This window comes from Ligilactobacillus ceti DSM 22408, assembly GCF_000423245.1.
GTDB lineage: Bacteria > Bacillota > Bacilli > Lactobacillales > Lactobacillaceae > Ligilactobacillus > Ligilactobacillus ceti.
This window is the reverse complement of record NZ_KE383993.1, coordinates 658,075-676,372: the sequence shown is the minus strand read 5'-3', so window position 1 is coordinate 676,372 and position 18,298 is coordinate 658,075. Positions and strand designations below refer to the sequence as shown.

Sequence of the window (18,298 nt, the reverse complement as noted above, 5' to 3'; positions counted from 1 at the left end):
CAAAAAAATAATAATGCAAGGGTGTTAGAAAACGTTTTTATAATTTTGCTTGATTAAGTTTATCAAGTTGTTGTTTTAATGCTTGTTCATAGCGTCCGGTTGATTTTGGGTGATAGTATTGTGTGTATTTTAATTTATCAGGTAAATATTGTTGTTTAACCCAACTGTTGGGGTAGTCATGAGGATAAAGATACCCGACGCCACGACCAAGTTTTTCAGCACCTTTATAATGAGAATCTTGGAGGTGAGGGGGCATATCACCATAATTGCCATCTTTTAAGTCAGCTAAAGCACTATCAATTGCGACATATGCCGAGTTTGATTTTGGTGATAAACATAAATCAATTACCGCTGTTGCTAAAGGAATGCGCGCTTCGGGAAGACCGATTTTTTCTGCTGCAGTGACTGCTTGCACAGTTCGTGCTGCTGCGGCCGGATTACCTAGTCCGATATCTTCATAAGCAATGGTCAATAAACGACGGTTGACACTAATTAAATCGCCAGCTTCTAAAAGGCGAGCCATGTAGTGGAGTGCCGCATCAGGATCTGAGCCTCGAATTGATTTTTGAAAAGCGGAAATTACATCATAATGAGCATCACCGTTTTTATCATGCACAAGAGCTTTCATTTGAACGCAATTTTCAATAGTTTCTAAATCAATTTCGATAACATTATTGGAATTAGGAGTGGTGGACAACACTGCTAATTCTAAACTATTTAATGTGCTTCTTAAATCACCGTGAGTTACATGGGTTAAATAATTTAATGCTTCAGTTTTTAAATCGACGTTGTATTTTCCGAGACCTTTGTCTGGATCATTTAAAGCGCGTAAAATAGCATCTTTAATATCATTTTCGGCTAAAGGTTTCACTTCGAAAATTTGAGCACGACTGCGAATCGCTGGATTAATTGCAATATAAGGATTTTCTGTAGTTGCTCCAATTAAAATAATTTGGCCATTTTCTAAATGAGGGAGTAAAAAATCTTGTTTGGGTTTAGTTAAACGATGGATTTCATCTAATAATAAAATAACTGTTCCGCTCATTTTTGCTTCAGCTGCGACGATTTCGAGCTCTTTTTTTGAGTCGGTTGCAGCATTTAAGGTCCGAAATGCGTACTTGGTGGATCCGGCAATGGCACTAGCGATACTAGTTTTACCAGTTCCGGGTGGTCCATATAAAATCATTGATGAAAGTAGTTTAGCATCAACCATTCTACGAATTATTTTACCAGGCCCCACGAGATGTTGTTGGCCGACAACTTCATCAATTTGAGTAGGGCGCATACGATAAGCTAAAGGTTTTGCCATTATAAATCTAACCTCCTTAATAAGTTTGAATTATAAGTTTAAAAAAACAGCCTTCCTAATAAATAGGAAAGCTGTTTTAGAATTAGAAAGGTAATGATTAAAGTTTGTTGTAGTATTCAACAACAAGTGCTTCATCAATGTTAGCATCAAGTTCTTCACGATCTGGTAAACGAACAAGAGAACCTTCCATTGTGTTTTCGTCAAAAGTAACGAATGGTACGCGACCAACGATAGCTTCTAAAGCTTCTTTAACAATCTTAAGATCTTTTGATTTTTCACGTAATGAAATAACTTGGCCAGGTTTTACTTCGTATGATGGGATATCAACACGTTTGCCATCAACTGTGATGTGACCGTGGTTTACTAATTGACGTGCTTGACGACGTGTTGTAGCAAGACCTAAACGGTATACCATGTTATCTAAACGTTGTTCTAAAAGAACCATGAAGTTATCACCGTGTTTACCTTCGCGGATCTTACCAGCTTTAACGAATAAGTTTGAGAATTGACGTTCTGTCAAACCATAAGTCATACGTAACTTTTGTTTTTCACGAAGTTGTAAACCGTATTCTGAAAGGTTACGACGGTTGTTTTGACCGTGTTGACCTGGTGCGTATGGACGACGAGCTAATTCTTTACCTGTACCGGAAAGGGAAACGCCTAAACGACGAGAAACTTTCCAACTTGGACCTGTATAACGTGACATAAATAAATTCCTCCAATAATTTTGTTTGGAGTAAAATAACGATGTGAATTTAGTATTCGTGCAGTTTTTTTTGACCGTTCGCTTTTGCAGCCGAAAAGTTACTTGTAGTACCAAAACTTGGTAAAAAACTGTTGACGTGCTTACCGTTCACTGCTGCATTATTTTACACAAAAAATAGTATAACGAAAAAACAACGTGAATTCAAGCGAAAATTAGCAAAATAGTAAATTTTTCGCTAAAAAACAGTTTAAAATTATAAAAATGTAAAAGCCGCTTTATTATAAGTAGTAATTGATGTCAGAGTGGTATAGATATGATATAATAAAAAGCGGTTTTATACTGAAATAAACATACATAAATAGAACGTTAGGAAGAGGGGATAGATATGAATATGCTTTACTTTTTTATCGCAATTATTTTAATTGTCGTTGGAATCTATCTAGCTTTAATGTATTTTCAACATACATATAAAAAAGTCTTAATTGAACAACAAAAACAAGTAACAGCTGTATTAGAAAATAGTTTAGAGGGAACATTTGCTGATTTAAATAAATTAAATTTAACGGGTGATAGTTTAACTGAATTAGAAAAATTAGAGAAAAGCTATCGTTATTTAATGAATCGTCAATTACCTGAAATTTCAGAATTTATTTTAGCTTTACACAAAAAATTAACACAATTTAAAGTTTTTGGTTTTAAACGTGAGTTATCTATTTTAAATCGTGATTTAGAAGGTGCTCAAAGTACGTATGCTGATATTAAGCAACGTTTAGATTTAATTATTGAAGATACAAAAGCGCAACAAGCTGTGGTAGCTGAATTGAAAGATAAATATCAAGATATTCGTAAACAATTATTAGCTAAAAACGAAAGTTATGGACCAGCTTTAGATGAATTAGAAAATCGATTAACTCAATTAGAATATGATTTTGATCAATATGTTGAAATTACTTTAAGTGGGGATTATGTTAAAGCTCAACAACCAATGCAACAATTGGAAGAACAAACGGCTCAGATGGAAGTAGCTTTAACCATCATTCCAGAATTACAACATAAATTAGTGTCTGTTTTCCCAATTCAATTAGCCGAATTAAAAGCAGGGGTTGAACAATTAACTTCTGAATATTATGGTTTTACACAAGATTTATTAGCAACAATTGCAGATATTGAAACTAAGTGTCAAGTTAACCATGAACAAATAAAAACATTAGATGTTGAACAAGCACAAGAATTAAATCAACAAATTGTTATTGATATTGATGGTGTTTATGATGCTGTTGAAAAAGAATATGTTGCTCGTCAAGTTGTTGAAAGTAATGAAAAACAATTGAATGAGTTTATCGAACATGCTCAAAAGCAAGAACAAAACTTACTTGTGGAATTAGATCGTTTGCAACAAAATTATACTTTGTCTCATCAAGAACTGGAAAAAGCACATAAATTAGAACAAGAAATTAAGATAATCGAAAAACAATATCTTAAATTCCATGAAAGAACTGAAGATGCAGTTTTTGTATATAGCATTTTAAAAGCAGAGCAAGAAGAAATGTTTGCGAACTTAAAACAAATTGAAGAAACACAAAAAAATATTAGTGATAGCGTGGCTGATTTATGGCAAGAAGAAAAAGATGCTCAAGCGCGTATTCAAAATTTTGATATTGAAATTCATCGGATGCAACGTGATATTGAAAAATTAAACTTACCCGGTTTAACTGAAGAATATATGGATTATTTCTATAAAGTTAGTCGTGAAATTACAACTTTAGAAGAAGATTTAAATCATGTTAAAATTGATATGGATCAAATTACTAAAGATTTAATTAATACCCAATCTGATTTAGATTTTTTAGGTGATAAAACAAAAGAAATTATTGATAGTTCGATTTTAGCGGAAGAATTAATGCAATATTCAAATCGCTATCGGACACGTCATCCGGAAGTTGCCAAGGCATATAATACAGCATTAGAATTATTTAATCGTAAATATGATTATGTGGCCGCATTAGATACTATCTCTCAAGCTGTAGATGCTGTTGAACCAGGGGCTTTTGATCGGATTGCGCAAAATTATGAAGAACGCGAACAAACTCGTTATCCGTTGAATTAAGAATTTAAAATAATATCAGAGGAGGTTAGTGATATGCAAAAGAAAACAGCTTCACAAGTAGCCGTCTTAGTATTAGATATCATTCGGATTGCATTTATGATTGCAACATTTGGATTAACAATTGCAATTCGTGTTTTAAAGCATAAACAACATAAGAAAGAAGATTAAGCTGTTGTTAGCTGATTTAACATGTAAAGGTAAGGTAGTTCAAAAGCTGCCTTACCTTTCTTTTTGAGTTGGTAGCTAGAAAAAAGTATTGATTTATCAGGGGAAACTCGGTATAGTGAATTGTAAAAATTGCCATTCAATAGGCTAGGAAAGGTTCAGGGAAACGAATGATTTATTTTGATAATAGTGCTACAACACAGATAGATCCCACAGTCTTAGAATCTTATCAAATTGTTAGTCAGAAAATTTGGGGAAATCCTTCTTCGTTACATAAGTTAGGAGAAACAGCTTTTAACTTATTAGAACAAGCACGACAACAAATTGCTGATTTAATGAAAGTTAATAGTGATGAGATTTATTTTACAAGCGGGGGAACAGAAGGCGATAATTGGGCTGTGAAAGGAACAGCGATTGAAAAGCAAAATTATGGTAAACATATTATTTCAACCGAAATTGAACATCCAGCTGTTTTAAATTCATTAAAACAACTAGAAAAAATGGGTTATGAAGTAACATATTTACCAGTGAATGAAGCAGGCTTTGTCCAAGTTGCTGATGTAGAAAAAGCCCTGCGACCTGATACTATTCTTGTTTCCGTTATGGCAGTTAATAACGAGATTGGAAGTATTCAACCAATTCGTGAAATTGGTGACATTTTACAAGCTTATCCTAAAGTTCATTTTCACGTTGATGCTGTGCAAGCTATTGGTAAAGGCTTAGCTGCTGTTTTACAACATGAAAGAATTGATATTTTAACTTTTTCGGGTCATAAATTTCACGCTCCACGTGGTAGTGGATTTATTTATTTGAAAAAAGGTCGGAAATTAGCACCGCTTTTAAGTGGTGGCGGTCAAGAAAAAAATTATCGCAGTGGAACAGAACATGTTGCAGCAGATGTATCTTTAGCTAAAGCATTGAGAATTATTTTAGATCAAGAACAAAGTAAAGTGGAGCAACAACAAGTTATTAAAGAAAAAATTTATCAACATTTAAAAAATAAGAGTAAAGTTACTATTTTTTCAGATATAACATCAAATTATGCATCTCATATTTTATGCTTTGCTATTCAAGGAGTGCGGGGCGAAACAATCGTGCATGCTTTTGAAAATCATGATATTTATATCTCGACTACTAGTGCGTGCTCATCAAAGAAGAATATAGCTGCAGGCACGTTAAAAGCTATGGGAGTACCGGAAGCTATCGCAACTTCAGCTGTTCGTGTCAGTTTGGACGAACATAATACGTTACAAGAAGCAGAAGTATTTATTGATGTTTTTGATGAATTATATGAACAATTTAAGAAAATAAATTCATAAAAGAATTAGGTACAATGAAAGGAATTAATAATGCAATATACAGAAATTATGGTTCGTTATGGCGAACTTTCAACTAAAGGTAAGAACCGTCGTAACTTTATCGATCGTTTAGGACATAATGTTCGTCAAAGTTTACATCAATTTAAAAATTTAGAAATTAAAGCTCAACGTGATCGGATGCATATTAAATTAAATGGAGAAGATGCACAAGCTGTGATGGATCGCTTGAGTCAAGTTTTTGGTATTCAAAACTTTTCACCATCTATTCGAGTAGAGCGAGACATTGAAGCTGTTAAAGAAATGGCTACTAAAATGGTGGCTGAATATTACGAACCAGGGATGACATTTAAAATTAATACTCGTCGTTCTGATCATAATTATGCTTATGATACAAACGAAATGAACGATATGTTAGGTGGACACATTTTAGAAACAGTACCTGGAATTAAAGTTAAAATGAAAAATCCTGATTTGTTATTACGTGTAGAAGTTCGTTTGAATGGTATTTATTTATCATTTGGAAAAATCGATGGTGCTGGTGGATTACCAGTGGGGACTGCAGGTAAAGGAATGTTAATGTTATCTGGTGGTATTGATTCACCAGTTGCTGGTTATATGGCAATGAAACGTGGTGTAGAGATCGAAATGGTACACTTCTTTAGTCCTCCATATACAAGTGAAAAAGCTTTAAATAAGGCTAAAGAATTAACAGCTAAGTTAACTCCATATGCTGGAAGTATTCAATTTTTAGAAGTTCCATTTACTGAAATTCAAGAAACAATTAAAGAAAATGTACCTGAAGGTTATTTAATGACAATTCAACGTCGCTTTATGCTACGTTTATCTGTGGCTTTAGCTGAAAAGAGAAATGCATTGGCTATTTTTAATGGTGAAGCTTTAGGTCAAGTTGCTTCACAAACATTAGAAAGTATGGTTGCTATTAATGATGTGACAACGATGCCAGTTTTACGACCAGTATTGTCATTAGATAAGAATGAAATTATTGATATCGCTAAGAAGATTGATACTTTTGAATTATCAATTATGCCATTCGAAGATTGTTGTACAATTTTTGCACCACCTGCACCAAAAACAAGACCAAAACTTGATAAAGCAAGACATTATGAATCACGTTTAGATGTGGAAGGATTAATGGAGCGGGCTTTGGCCGGTGTGAAAGTCACACGTGTACAAGTAAATGATGAATTCTTGAATGAAAAGAAAGATGAATTTGCTGGGTTATTATAAAAAATAAATATTATATTTTAAAAGTAATTAGAAGAAATATTTTTCTAATTACTTTTTTTGTTGTTTTTATAAATCGCGTTTTGATTGCAGTTTGATAGCTTTATAGGGTATATTTAGAATATATCAAAATTATATAAAGCATAAAAGTTTTTTTAAGAACGGAGTCTGAGAATGAAATTAGACAAGAGAAAGTTACAAAATCAATTTTCTTTTATTTTAGGTATGAATTTATTAGTGTTAGGTGCTAAAACAAGTGTCGTTTTAGCTGATAATACAACTGATATTAACAATAAGAAACCGATAACAATGTTAAGCCAAACCATGGATGAAGTCCAAACGTTAAAAGTACAACCAAGTGTGAAAAATGAAGTATATTTAAGTAATCTAACACCTAGATTTGTACATGTTGGTTGGAGTTCTTTGAAAAAAGATACTAATTTATCTGGAAAACCAATTGAATTGAAAGTTAATGGGAAAGACAAAATCTTTAAAAAAGGTATCACGGCTCACGCTGATGCTAAATTAATTTATCAAATACCAAAAAATGTTAATGTTTTTGAAACGTATTTAGGTGTTGATGACCATCAAAACGGGACGGTTGAATTTAAATTATATTTAGATAATGATCTAGTTTATACAAGCGGGCATGTTAACCGGAATAATACTAAACATATTAAATTAAATGTGACTGGCAAAAAAGAATTAAAAGTTATGATTGATACGGTGGGAAGCGCTAGTCAAGATCATTCGATGTTGGCGGGAGCTGAATTTTATCAACAAGATTTATCAGGATATGATTTAAGCCAATTAAATGTTCAAGAACCAAAATTTAGTTTTGGAGCTTTGAAAAATGGTAATTATCGCTTAACACAAGCACAAGCTGAATTCATTAAAGATTTAGGTAAGGTTAATTTATTTACTTTTTTAACAGAAAATGAAAAGAATCATCATTTTTTAGAATGGCTATTAAATAATGAAACAATGTTAGATTATTATAATCATGGATTAGACCCACGTGGTAATAATAAAATTGGATTTTTAAACCAATTACAACGTATTGTTACAAAAGATGCTAGTGCAAAAACTAATCCAATGAATCAAAAAATAGCAATGGCAGTTGCTTTAGAATATGCCAATGATGATATTAGTTTATGGATTAATGCTAATGCAAAATCTGATGCTGTTCGTCGGTATGAAATTTATCGTGATTTAAATAATACACCAGGACAATTACGTCCAATTTTTAAAACGTTGGATGTTGATTTAATGCGGAATGTTGTTTCTGCACGCTTAAGTGATGAAGATTTATTATGGATTCGAGCTAAAGTTCAAAAAGAACATCCAGAACTACTAACAAGCAATAGTCAATTATCTAATATTGTTTATAAATACATTGCTTATAATCCATTTAATAAGTATGGTGATGATGTTCAAAGACCAAATTATTATGGGGAAAATCCTAGTTTAGCTAAAGTGATTGAATTAGGTGGTGTTTGTGGTTCAATTTCCAAATTTGATGAAAGTGTTTTACGTGCTTTTGGTGTACCAGCTAACTTAGTAGGGCAACCAGGACATGCGGCAGTCACTTATATGAAAGATGATGGTAATTGGTCTCGCAACAATAATATTTCTTCTTGGGGGCGGACTCAAGGTGGGACAGCCACGACTTTAGCTCAAGGTTCTCAAGGTTTTAATAATACTTATAATTTATTGGACTTTGCTGCTCGACAAAATCCTCAAAATTATTATTTAGCGAAAGAATATTATGGAATCTATCAACAAACAACCGATTATCAAATTAAAACAGCTCTAGCAGAAAAAATTTTAGAGTTAGAACCACTATTTGTCCCTATTTATCGAGATAAATTGAGTGAATTGGAACAACAAGCTCAAGCTAATCCGCAAATGTATCATGATTTAGCAATTCGTATTATTCAAAATTTCCGTAATTTCCCGAAACCAATGCTAGATTTATTAAAACCAGTGATGAATCATTTAAAAGGGGCGGAAAATCGGCGGTTGGTTTTTGATGTGGCGGTGAAGTATTCGCAAATGGTTCAACAAATGTCAGATCCATATGCAAAAGATGTTTTTCAAGAAGAAGAGTATCAAAAACAAGCTCAAGAATTTATGACAATGTTGGGATCATTTAGTTTAAACGGTCCGAATAAGAATCGCTTAATGGGCTCTAAAACCGATACAGAGTATTCATTAGATGGTGGAATTAGTTATATTCCGATTACAGATGAAAACCAAATGTTATTAACATCAGATGTAGCTAAAATTACAGCTAAAAATGGTATTTTATTGCGGCTGAAAGGAATGACAGAAGCATTACAAATTAAATTTACACAAAAAAACATTCCAGATAGTGTACATGTTGATGATCAAGCTAACCAAATTATTGGTTTGAAACCAGATATGGAATATTCATTAGATCAAGGTAAGAGTTGGCTAGCAGGGAGTGTGCCCGCTGATTTATCTGGAGAAAAAACAGTGTTAGTGCGATACCAAAATACTGGGACTACATTGGGTGGTGATGTTAAAACATTACAATTTACACCAAATAAAGAACTTTATCGTAATATTTATCGAGACAATATTAATTTACTTCATTGGACTTCTCAACAAAATGATACAGATCAAAGTGCTAAAAATGTTTTAGATGGAGATTCTAACACTATTTGGCATACTGTTTGGAATCGTGGAGATCATACACCAGCATTAACATTTCAGTTTAATCACAAATATCCAGTCCAAACAATTTGGTATACACCAAGACAGGATAGCGGAACAAACGGGAATATTGAAGATTATACAATTTATACTAGTCAAGATGGCCAACATTTCACTAAAGTTTTAAGTGGTCATTTCACGTATACACATGCTAATCGTAAACAAAGACGAGCAATTCAATTACCAACTGATTTAGCACCAACACAATATTTAAAATTAGAAATCAATCATGGTGTGAACAATTTTGGTTCTGCAGCAGAAATTAGTTTTGAAATTACTAAGCAAGCAGCACAAGCAGAAAAAAATGAACGTGCTCAACAGATTACGCAAGCAGCTCAAAAAGATTTACAAGCCCAACTTAAAGCTTTAATCCCTAATGTTTCAGTGGTGAGTGATTTAACTAATAATGCTGATATTAAAGCCAAATTACAATCTTTAACTCAAGCAATACGAGCTGAACAACAAAAGAAGGTATTATCAGAAAAGAATATTGTACAGTTTAAAATTCAGTTAGATACATTACGTAATCAAGTCATTTTAGATCAAATGGAACATAGTATAATCCAAACAAGTCCAGCCTTTGCTGAATTTATGCAGCAATATCAAACGGTTTTTCAGCCACAAATTTTACCAATTACTAAAGATATAGCTACGCAAATCAAAGCAGGTTTAGCTGCGTTTGCTAAGTTATCTGCAGCAGATCAACAAAAATTTGCTTATTTGAAGGTGAATTTACTAACTAAACAAAATGAATATTTAGTGGGGGTTCAAGCCCAAGTCTTTAAACAAACATTTAAAAAGATGATATCTTTAACAGAAAAAACAGTTCAAGAGCGGGATTATAATAATTTGAATGAAGCATATTATAATAGTTTTGCATTATCTGATGCTGCGCAAGCTGGTTTAGTTCAAGAACAAATTCATTTAAAACGTTTAATTGATTATTTAGATAATCAACAAGCTGAATTTATAAAAGAAGCAGAACAATACAAACAAGCAAATCAACGAGTTTTAAACGTTGATTTAAGTAAAATTAATCCAGATAATCAGAGTGAATACCAACATTTAGTTAATAATGCACAAAATGATTATGTTTATTTACCAAAGCAAGTTCAAAAGTTATTAGTAGCTGAACAAACTCAATTGGATAAAGTTAAAGCAGTGCTTGCAGAGTTAGCTGTCAAACAAGCTCGAGAAAAATTAGTGCAAGCAATCCAAAATGAAGAACAGAGTTTTGCGAAAACGCCAACATATCAAGCAATTTGGCAACAAAGTTTAACGAAAGCACGTGTTGTGTTACAAACGAAGACACCAACTAAAGCTGTATATGATCAAGGTGTGCTTGATTTAATGAAAGCTAAAGCGTCATTAGAGTATCAGATTGCATTGCAAAAAGACGAAAAATTCCGGGCTGATCAATTTAAAGAACGCTTTAAAACGTTATTGTTAAAACCGTTAGATCAAATTGTACCAGCAGATCAAAAACAGTTAGATAAAGCTGAAGATCAATTCCGGCGACTTGATCAAGTTAGTCAAAGTTATTTGGTTGCAGAAAGAAATAAATTAGCTGAAATTCAAGCTAAATTAAAACCTGAAGGACAAAAACAATTAACTCAAGTCATTGCCAAAATTAAAGCGGCACAAAAAGAAAAAACAACTTTAGCTCAATTTAAACCAGCATTACAAAGTTTGTTAAATAAAGCACAATCTACTAAGCAGCATAAAGCGCAAGCGTCAGTGGCTTTGATAGCTGAATTAGGTAAAATTTTACAAGATAATAGTGATTTAAATCAAAAAATTCAACTAGAAAAAATTTATTTTGAAAAAATAGATCATCTGACAGTGGATAATGTTCGTCTTGCTGATGAAGCTTTGTTAGTCGCGGGACAACAACATTTAAAACAAATTACAAAAGACGTAAAACCTTTAATTGAAGCTGATCGATTAGCCCAACATATGCAAATGTTGTTAAATAAAATTGCTAAAATTAAACAAAATCATAAACAAACAGAATATGCGCAATTACAAGATGCTAAACAAATGTTTAGTCTAAAAGTGAGAGCGTTAAAAGGGTTAAGTATTACAGAGCAAAATGAATATTTAGACAATATTCAAAAGAGTGATAATGTAGATGATATTAAACAACTTTATACACAAGCTCAAAATAAAGCGCAATTGCATAAAACGGATGAACAAGCGCAAAAAGATGCCTTATTAAGAGAGTTAAATCAAGATTTACAAAAAATCGATGTTGCTAAATTAACAGGTGGAGATTTAGCTGAATTTCAAGCTTTAGCTCATACAGCAAAAAATTTACAAAATTATAATTTACGTGATTTAAAACAACATGTTCAAAGAATTCAACAAGATTTAGTGAAATTACAACAAAGACAAGTTGAAAAAGAACAACAGCAAGCTAAAAAAGCAGCGTATCAAAAAGTTGCTCAAGAAGTTCAAGCTGAATTAACAAAAGTTTCCCAACAACAAACCAAAGTTAAAGAACCATATGCAACGCAATTAAAAGATGTTGCTAATGAGTTAAAAGTAGCTTTGAATTTAGGGTTAACAACGGATCAGTTGCAAACAAAACTTAAGCAAGCTCAAAATAAAGTTGAGCAAATCGTGCAAGCTAATCAAAAAGCAACTGCAGAAGAAGCTCAAAAAGCTGCTTTGAAGTTAGCTCAAACGGAAGCTATTAAAACAATTAAACAAATGGTGGATTTGACTACCGCTGAACAAACAACTTATATTAAACAAGTTCAAAATGCACAATCAAGCAGTTTAGTGGACAATATTTTGCAAGATGCTAAAAAACAAGCACAAAAGAATCAACAAGAGTCTGCTGATAAAATTGCACAAGCTAAAGCACAACAAGCACGAATTCGTTTAGCGCAAGATCAAATTAAACAATTAACTGATTTGACAGAGCAACAACAAATGCATTATCAAAAAGAATTAGCTCAAACTACAACGATAAGTCAAATTAAGCAATTAGTTACTGATGCTAAAAAGCAAGCTCAAAAGAATCAAATCGCTAAACAACAAGCGGCTCAGAAAAAACGTCATGAAGAAAATGTGAAACAGGCAACAGCGATTATAGAAAAATTAAATGGATTAACAGATGAAGAAAAAACAAAATATATTAATGATTTAATTGATTGTGAAGTAGGCTGTGATACTAATTTAATTTTGGAACAAGCTAAAGCGCAAGCTCAAGCTAATTTAGCGCAAACAACAAACCCGCAGCAGCCAACAGATTCAAATCATAACAAGCCAACCAAAGATCAAACAACAGATTCAACTATTTTAACACCGACAGATCATGTTCAAAATCAACCAAATGGTTCAAGCCCAACGACTGATCAAAAAAATAGCGAACACAGTCAAAACTCGGTTTCAGAGCAATTAACCAATGAGCATATACTAATTGGTAGTGAAGTATCACATGATCGACATGGAGCTGTGAAAGACAAGTCTGTAGTTCAAAATAAAGAACACCACCAAGAAGCTACTGAAAAGCACGGAGAAACTGACCATAAACATCATGGTCAACTGCCGCTTGATGGAGAACGAGTAACATCGCGAATTTTAGGTGGAGTTTTAGTTGGGTTAAGTTTACTTTTGGCATTTTTTGGATATAAGAAAATTCGATCTAAAGAAGACTAATAAGATTTGATTTCAACCTTGACACCTTAATGATTCAACGATAAAATTTATTTATTATAAATAAAAAGTTAAGAACAAGAATATTTTAATTACAAATGCTCGTTCAGAGAAGGTTTGGTAGCTGGAAAAAACCTCGAGCAAGATTGAAATTGTAGCTTGGGAACTGTTATTTTGAAATTGGAGTAAAAATAACCGGATTATCATTCGTTAAAAAGATATTTAAAGAGGGGTAAAAAACCCAATTTAGGTGGTACCACGGCACTGTCGTCCTATTATATGAGCGACAGTGCCTTTTTATTTGGAAAAAGAAAGGAATTTAGACAATGACAAAAGAAATTAAAATGTCAACTAAATATGATCCAAGTCAAGTTGAACCAGGACGTTATCAAGCTTGGTTAGATCAAAAAGTATTTCGTCCTAGTGGCGATCAAAAAGCTGAACCATATTCAATCGTAATTCCACCACCAAACGTGACTGGTAAATTACACTTAGGTCATGCTTGGGATACAACATTACAAGATATTATTATTCGTCAAAAACGGATGCAAGGATTCGATACATTATGGTTACCAGGTATGGACCATGCTGGTATTGCAACTCAAGCAAAAGTTGAAGCTCGTTTAGCTGAAGATGGAATTTCACGTTATGATTTAGGTCGTGAAGCATTTATCAATAAAGTTTGGGAATGGAAAGATGAATATGCTGATATTATCCATCAACAATGGGCTAAATTAGGTTTATCTTTAGATTATGATCGTGAAAGATTCACATTAGATGATGGTTTATCACAAGCTGTTAAAAAAGTTTTCGTAAACTTATATGAAAAAGGCTTAATTTATCGTGGTGAATATATCATTAACTGGGATCCCAAAGCTAAAACAGCATTATCTGATATTGAAGTTATTCACCAAGATGATCAAGGTGCATTCTATCATGTAAAATATCCATTTGCTGATGGTGTCACATATGATGGTAAAGATTATATTGAAATTGCAACAACACGTCCAGAAACAATGTTAGGTGATGTGGCAGTAGCTGTTAATCCTAAAGATGAACGATATCAAGATTTGATTGGTAAAGACGTTATTTTACCTTTAAATGGCCGACGTTTACCAATTATTGCTGATGATTATGTGGATATTGAATTCGGAACTGGTATGGTTAAGATTACACCAGCTCATGACCCTAACGATTTTGAAGTTGGTAATCGTCATGATTTAGAACGAATCAATACTATGAATGAAGATGCAACAATGAATGCACGTGCAGGTAAATACGAAGGTATGGATCGTTTTGTAGCACGTAAAGCTATTGTGAAAGATTTAGAAGAACAAGGCTATATGTTAAAGATTGAACCACTTGTGCATAGTGTTGGTCACTCTGAAAGAACTGGTGTCCCAGTTGAAGCACGTTTATCTACACAATGGTTTGTAAAAATGAAACCTTTAGCACAAGCTGCTTTAGAAAATCAAAAAACTGATGATCGTGTTAACTTTGTACCGGAACGTTTTGAAAATACATTTACACAATGGATGGAAAATGTACATGATTGGGTTATTTCACGTCAATTATGGTGGGGACATCAAATCCCAGCTTGGTATCATAAAGAAACTGGTGAAATTTACGTAGGTGAAGAAGCACCGGCTGATTTGGAAAATTGGGAACAAGATTCTGACGTATTAGATACATGGTTCTCAAGTGCTTTATGGCCATTTTCAACAATGGGTTGGCCAAATGAAGATGCTGCTGACTTTAAACGTTATTTCCCAACTAATACATTGGTAACAGGTTATGATATTATCTTTTTCTGGGTTTCCAGAATGATTTTCCAAAGTTTAGAATTTACAGGAGAACGTCCATTTAATGATGTTTTAATTCATGGTTTAATTCGTGATGAACAAGGTCGTAAAATGAGTAAATCATTAGGCAATGGTATTGATCCAATGGATGTTATTGACAAATATGGTGCTGATTCATTGCGTTGGTTCTTATCTAATGGTTCTGCTCCAGGACAAGATGTTCGTTTTTCATATACTAAGATGGATGCTGCTTGGAACTTTATTAATAAGATTTGGAATGCTAGTCGTTTTGTAATTATGAACTTAGATGATGATACAAAACCAGAATTACCAGCTAAATCAGAATGGCAATTAGCTGATCAATGGATTATTAGTCGTTTAAACAATACAATTGCGGATGTAACACGTAATTTTGATAAGTTTGAATTTGGTGAAGCTGGACGAGCATTGTATAACTTTATTTGGAATGATTTTTGTGATTGGTATATTGAAATGGCGAAAGCTGATTTGAATAGTACTGATGAAAAACTTAAACGTAATACACAAAACATTTTGTGTTATGTATTAGATCAAATTTTACGATTATTACACCCAATCATGCCATTTGTAACTGAACAAATTTGGTTAACAATGCCACATGAAGGTGATACTTTGGTAACTGCCAAATATCCAGTTGTGAATGAAGCAGACTTTAATCCAGAAGCTGAACAACAAATGAATAACTTAATTGAATTAATTAAAGCAGTTCGTAATGTTCGCGCTGAAGTTAATGCACCAATGTCATCTGCTATTGATATTTTAGTTAAAACTACATCTGAAACAACAAAAGCTGTTTTTGAAAGTAATGAAGAATATATTGAAAAATTCTGTCATCCAAAACATTTGGAAATTGGGTTTGATGTGGTAGCGCCAACTTTAGCTATGACTGCTGTTATTACAGGTGCAGAAGTTTATTTACCTTTAGCTGATTTAATCGATTTAAATGATGAAGTAGCTCGTTTAGAAAAAGAAGTTGCTAAACTTCAAGGTGAAGTAACTCGTTGTGAAAAGAAATTAGGTAATGAACGTTTTGTGGCAAATGCCCCAGAAGCTGTTGTTGCTCAAGAAAAAGCTAAATTAGTTGATTATCAAGCTAAATTAGCTGCCACTGAAGAACGAATTAATGCATTACAAAAAGAAATTAAATAAATCTTGTTTTGAGAGATGGTTGAAAAGCCATCTCTTTTTTTATATCATTAATTTTGAATGGAAAGGACGGTTAATAATGATTACAAATTATCAGCAAGCACTTGAATTTATTCATGGACGACATAAGTTCAAAAAAGCACCAACTTTAGCTCGCATGAATCTTTTTTTAGACTTATTAGGACGTCCTGATAAACATTTAGCGATGATTCATATTACGGGTACCAATGGAAAAGGGTCAACGTTGACATATTTAAGTACTACTTTACAAGAACAAGGTTATAACGTCGGAACGTTTACTTCACCTTATTTAGTACGATTTAATGATCGGATTCAATATAATAATGTAATGATACCGGATGATGAGTTGGTAACCCTTGTACAAAAAATCCAACCGATTGTTCAACAATTGGATCAAGATTTAGCGTTAACAGGTGGTGGACCAACGGAATTTGAAATTGTAACAGCTGTGATGTTTTTATATTTTGCTAAAAAAGATATTGATTATCTTTTAGTAGAAGTTGGAATTGGTGGTACATATGATTCAACGAATGTGATTCATCCTATTCTTTCAATTATCACGAATGTTGCTTATGATCATCAAAATTTACTTGGTGGGACTTTAACTGAAATTGCTCAGCAAAAAGTTGGAATTATTAAGGAACAAGTACCGGTTATTGTTGGTGATGTTACTTCTGATGTTAAGCAGGTTATTATACAACAAGCTCAAAAAATGAAAGCTCAGCCATTGTTTTATCGTGATGATTTTGGCATTGAATTACAACAAACAAGTAATCTGTGGGGTGAAAAATTTAATTTTTCTAATCAAAAAGTTAATATTCATGATTTACAAATTGGTTTATTAGGGGAACATCAGGTTAAAAATGCAGCTGTTGCTATTCAAGCTTATTTAACTTTATTTCCACAAATTACGAGTGAAACTAAGAAAATAATTAAGCAAGGTTTAGCTAAAGCACAGTGGCCCGGTCGCTTTGAAATGTTGAATGCAGATCCATTAATAGTGGTAGATGGCGCACATAACGAAGCGGGGTTAACTAGTTTGCAAGCATTGTTAGAGCATAAATTTGCTCAAAAAGAAGTGTATTTAATTTGTGCAGTTTTAGCTGACAAAGATAATTTACAAAGTTTGTGTGCACTCGCGCAAAATCCGAAACATCATGTGATGATCACTAATTTTGACGGGCCGCGTTTAGTTAGCGATCCGATAGAATTAAGTCGTAAAATAAAAAATTCACAAGCTTATGAAACTTGGCAAACAGCTTTGTTAGCAGCTCTTCAAACGATGAATGCTGATGATTTATTAGTTTTTACTGGTTCATTATATTTTGTATCAGAAGTTAGAGCTTATTTTAAAGAACAAGGAGAGAATGAGAATGGAAATTAATTTAGTTATTTTTGATATGGATGGAGTTGTGATTGATTCGGAACAAATGTATTTTAAAGCGAATCAAATTGCAGCTAAAAAATTAGGGATGGAAAATTATACTTTAGAATATTATCAACGTTTTATTGGTGCTGGAACATCAGTTATGATGAATGAAATGGCTAAAGATTATGGTAGTTATGAATTAATTGAGAAGTTTATGGAATTGAGTTTTAAACATATTCATCCGATTGTCGATGCTGGTGAATTAGATTTAAAACCTGGATTCTTGGAATTAAGTTCTTATTTAAAAGATAATAATATTCCTTATGTAGTTGCTTCTAGTAATGATAAAAAAGATATTTATTATTACTTAGATTCATTGCAAGTTCGTGATGGATTTTTAGATATTTTAAGTGCAGAAGATGTAGTGGCTACTAAACCAGCACCAGATATCTTCTTAGCAGCCTGGGAAAAAGGTGGTGCACCTGCGAAAGAAACAACTTTAGTAATTGAAGATTCAATTAATGGTATTAAAGCAGCTAATAACGCGGGTATTCCAGTGGTGATGGTACCCGATTTAATTCAACCATCTGCAGAATTTGCAGATTTAGATTTTACAGTGTGTGATGACTTGCATGCGGTTCAAAAATATATTTCTAAATAATAAAAAC

10 protein-coding genes and 1 other annotated feature are annotated in these 18,298 nt (G+C 32.9%); of the genes, 8 read left to right on the top strand and 2 right to left on the bottom strand.

All coding sequences use genetic code 11. The annotated features are described in order from the left end of the window. Positions 1 to 37: 37 nt before the first annotated feature. Complete coding sequence (locus G540_RS0106125; protein ID WP_027107389.1) at positions 38 to 1,309, bottom strand: replication-associated recombination protein A; 1,272 nt, start codon at positions 1,307 to 1,309, stop codon at positions 38 to 40. A 97-nt stretch (positions 1,310 to 1,406) separates the two neighbouring features. Beyond that, the gene (rpsD, locus tag G540_RS0106120) at positions 1,407 to 2,015 is read right to left on the bottom strand and encodes a 30S ribosomal protein S4 (protein ID WP_027107388.1); all 609 of its coding nucleotides are present in this window, start codon (positions 2,013 to 2,015) and stop codon (positions 1,407 to 1,409) included. Positions 2,016 to 2,400: 385 nt separating this feature from the next. On the opposite strand from rpsD, the gene ezrA reads away from it, so the two are divergent. From ezrA to G540_RS0106080, 8 genes are all read left to right on the top strand, one after another. Beyond that, positions 2,401 to 4,122 (top strand): septation ring formation regulator EzrA, encoded by a 1,722-nt coding sequence (gene ezrA / locus G540_RS0106115; protein WP_051188980.1) that lies wholly within the window; start codon positions 2,401 to 2,403, stop codon positions 4,120 to 4,122. 33 nt (positions 4,123 to 4,155) lie between these two features. Next, positions 4,156 to 4,290: a hypothetical protein gene (locus G540_RS07540; protein ID WP_268888561.1), complete on the top strand. Its 135-nt coding sequence runs from the start codon at positions 4,156 to 4,158 to the stop codon at positions 4,288 to 4,290. 167 nt (positions 4,291 to 4,457) lie between these two features. Then, complete coding sequence (locus G540_RS0106105; RefSeq protein WP_027107386.1) at positions 4,458 to 5,606, top strand: cysteine desulfurase family protein; 1,149 nt, start codon at positions 4,458 to 4,460, stop codon at positions 5,604 to 5,606. Between the two features lie 30 nt (positions 5,607 to 5,636). Continuing rightward, on the top strand, positions 5,637 to 6,854 hold the full coding sequence (gene thiI, locus G540_RS0106100) for a tRNA uracil 4-sulfurtransferase ThiI (RefSeq protein WP_027107385.1): 1,218 nt from the start codon (positions 5,637 to 5,639) through the stop codon (positions 6,852 to 6,854). Between the two features lie 171 nt (positions 6,855 to 7,025). Further along, on the top strand, positions 7,026 to 13,256 hold the full coding sequence (locus tag G540_RS0106095) for an NPCBM/NEW2 domain-containing protein (protein ID WP_027107384.1): 6,231 nt from the start codon (positions 7,026 to 7,028) through the stop codon (positions 13,254 to 13,256). A 61-nt stretch (positions 13,257 to 13,317) separates the two neighbouring features. Continuing rightward, positions 13,318 to 13,531: a binding site (T-box leader), on the top strand. Between the two features lie 48 nt (positions 13,532 to 13,579). After that, a complete protein-coding gene (locus G540_RS0106090; protein WP_027107383.1) occupies positions 13,580 to 16,243 on the top strand; it encodes a valine--tRNA ligase in 2,664 nt (887 codons plus the stop codon). Positions 16,244 to 16,319: 76 nt separating this feature from the next. After that, the gene (locus G540_RS0106085; RefSeq protein ID WP_027107382.1) at positions 16,320 to 17,645 is read left to right on the top strand and encodes a bifunctional folylpolyglutamate synthase/dihydrofolate synthase; all 1,326 of its coding nucleotides are present in this window, start codon (positions 16,320 to 16,322) and stop codon (positions 17,643 to 17,645) included. Further along, a complete protein-coding gene (locus G540_RS0106080; protein WP_027107381.1) occupies positions 17,635 to 18,291 on the top strand; it encodes an HAD family hydrolase in 657 nt (218 codons plus the stop codon). Before G540_RS0106085 ends, G540_RS0106080 begins: the two co-directional genes overlap by 11 nt. Positions 18,292 to 18,298 lie beyond the last annotated feature (7 nt).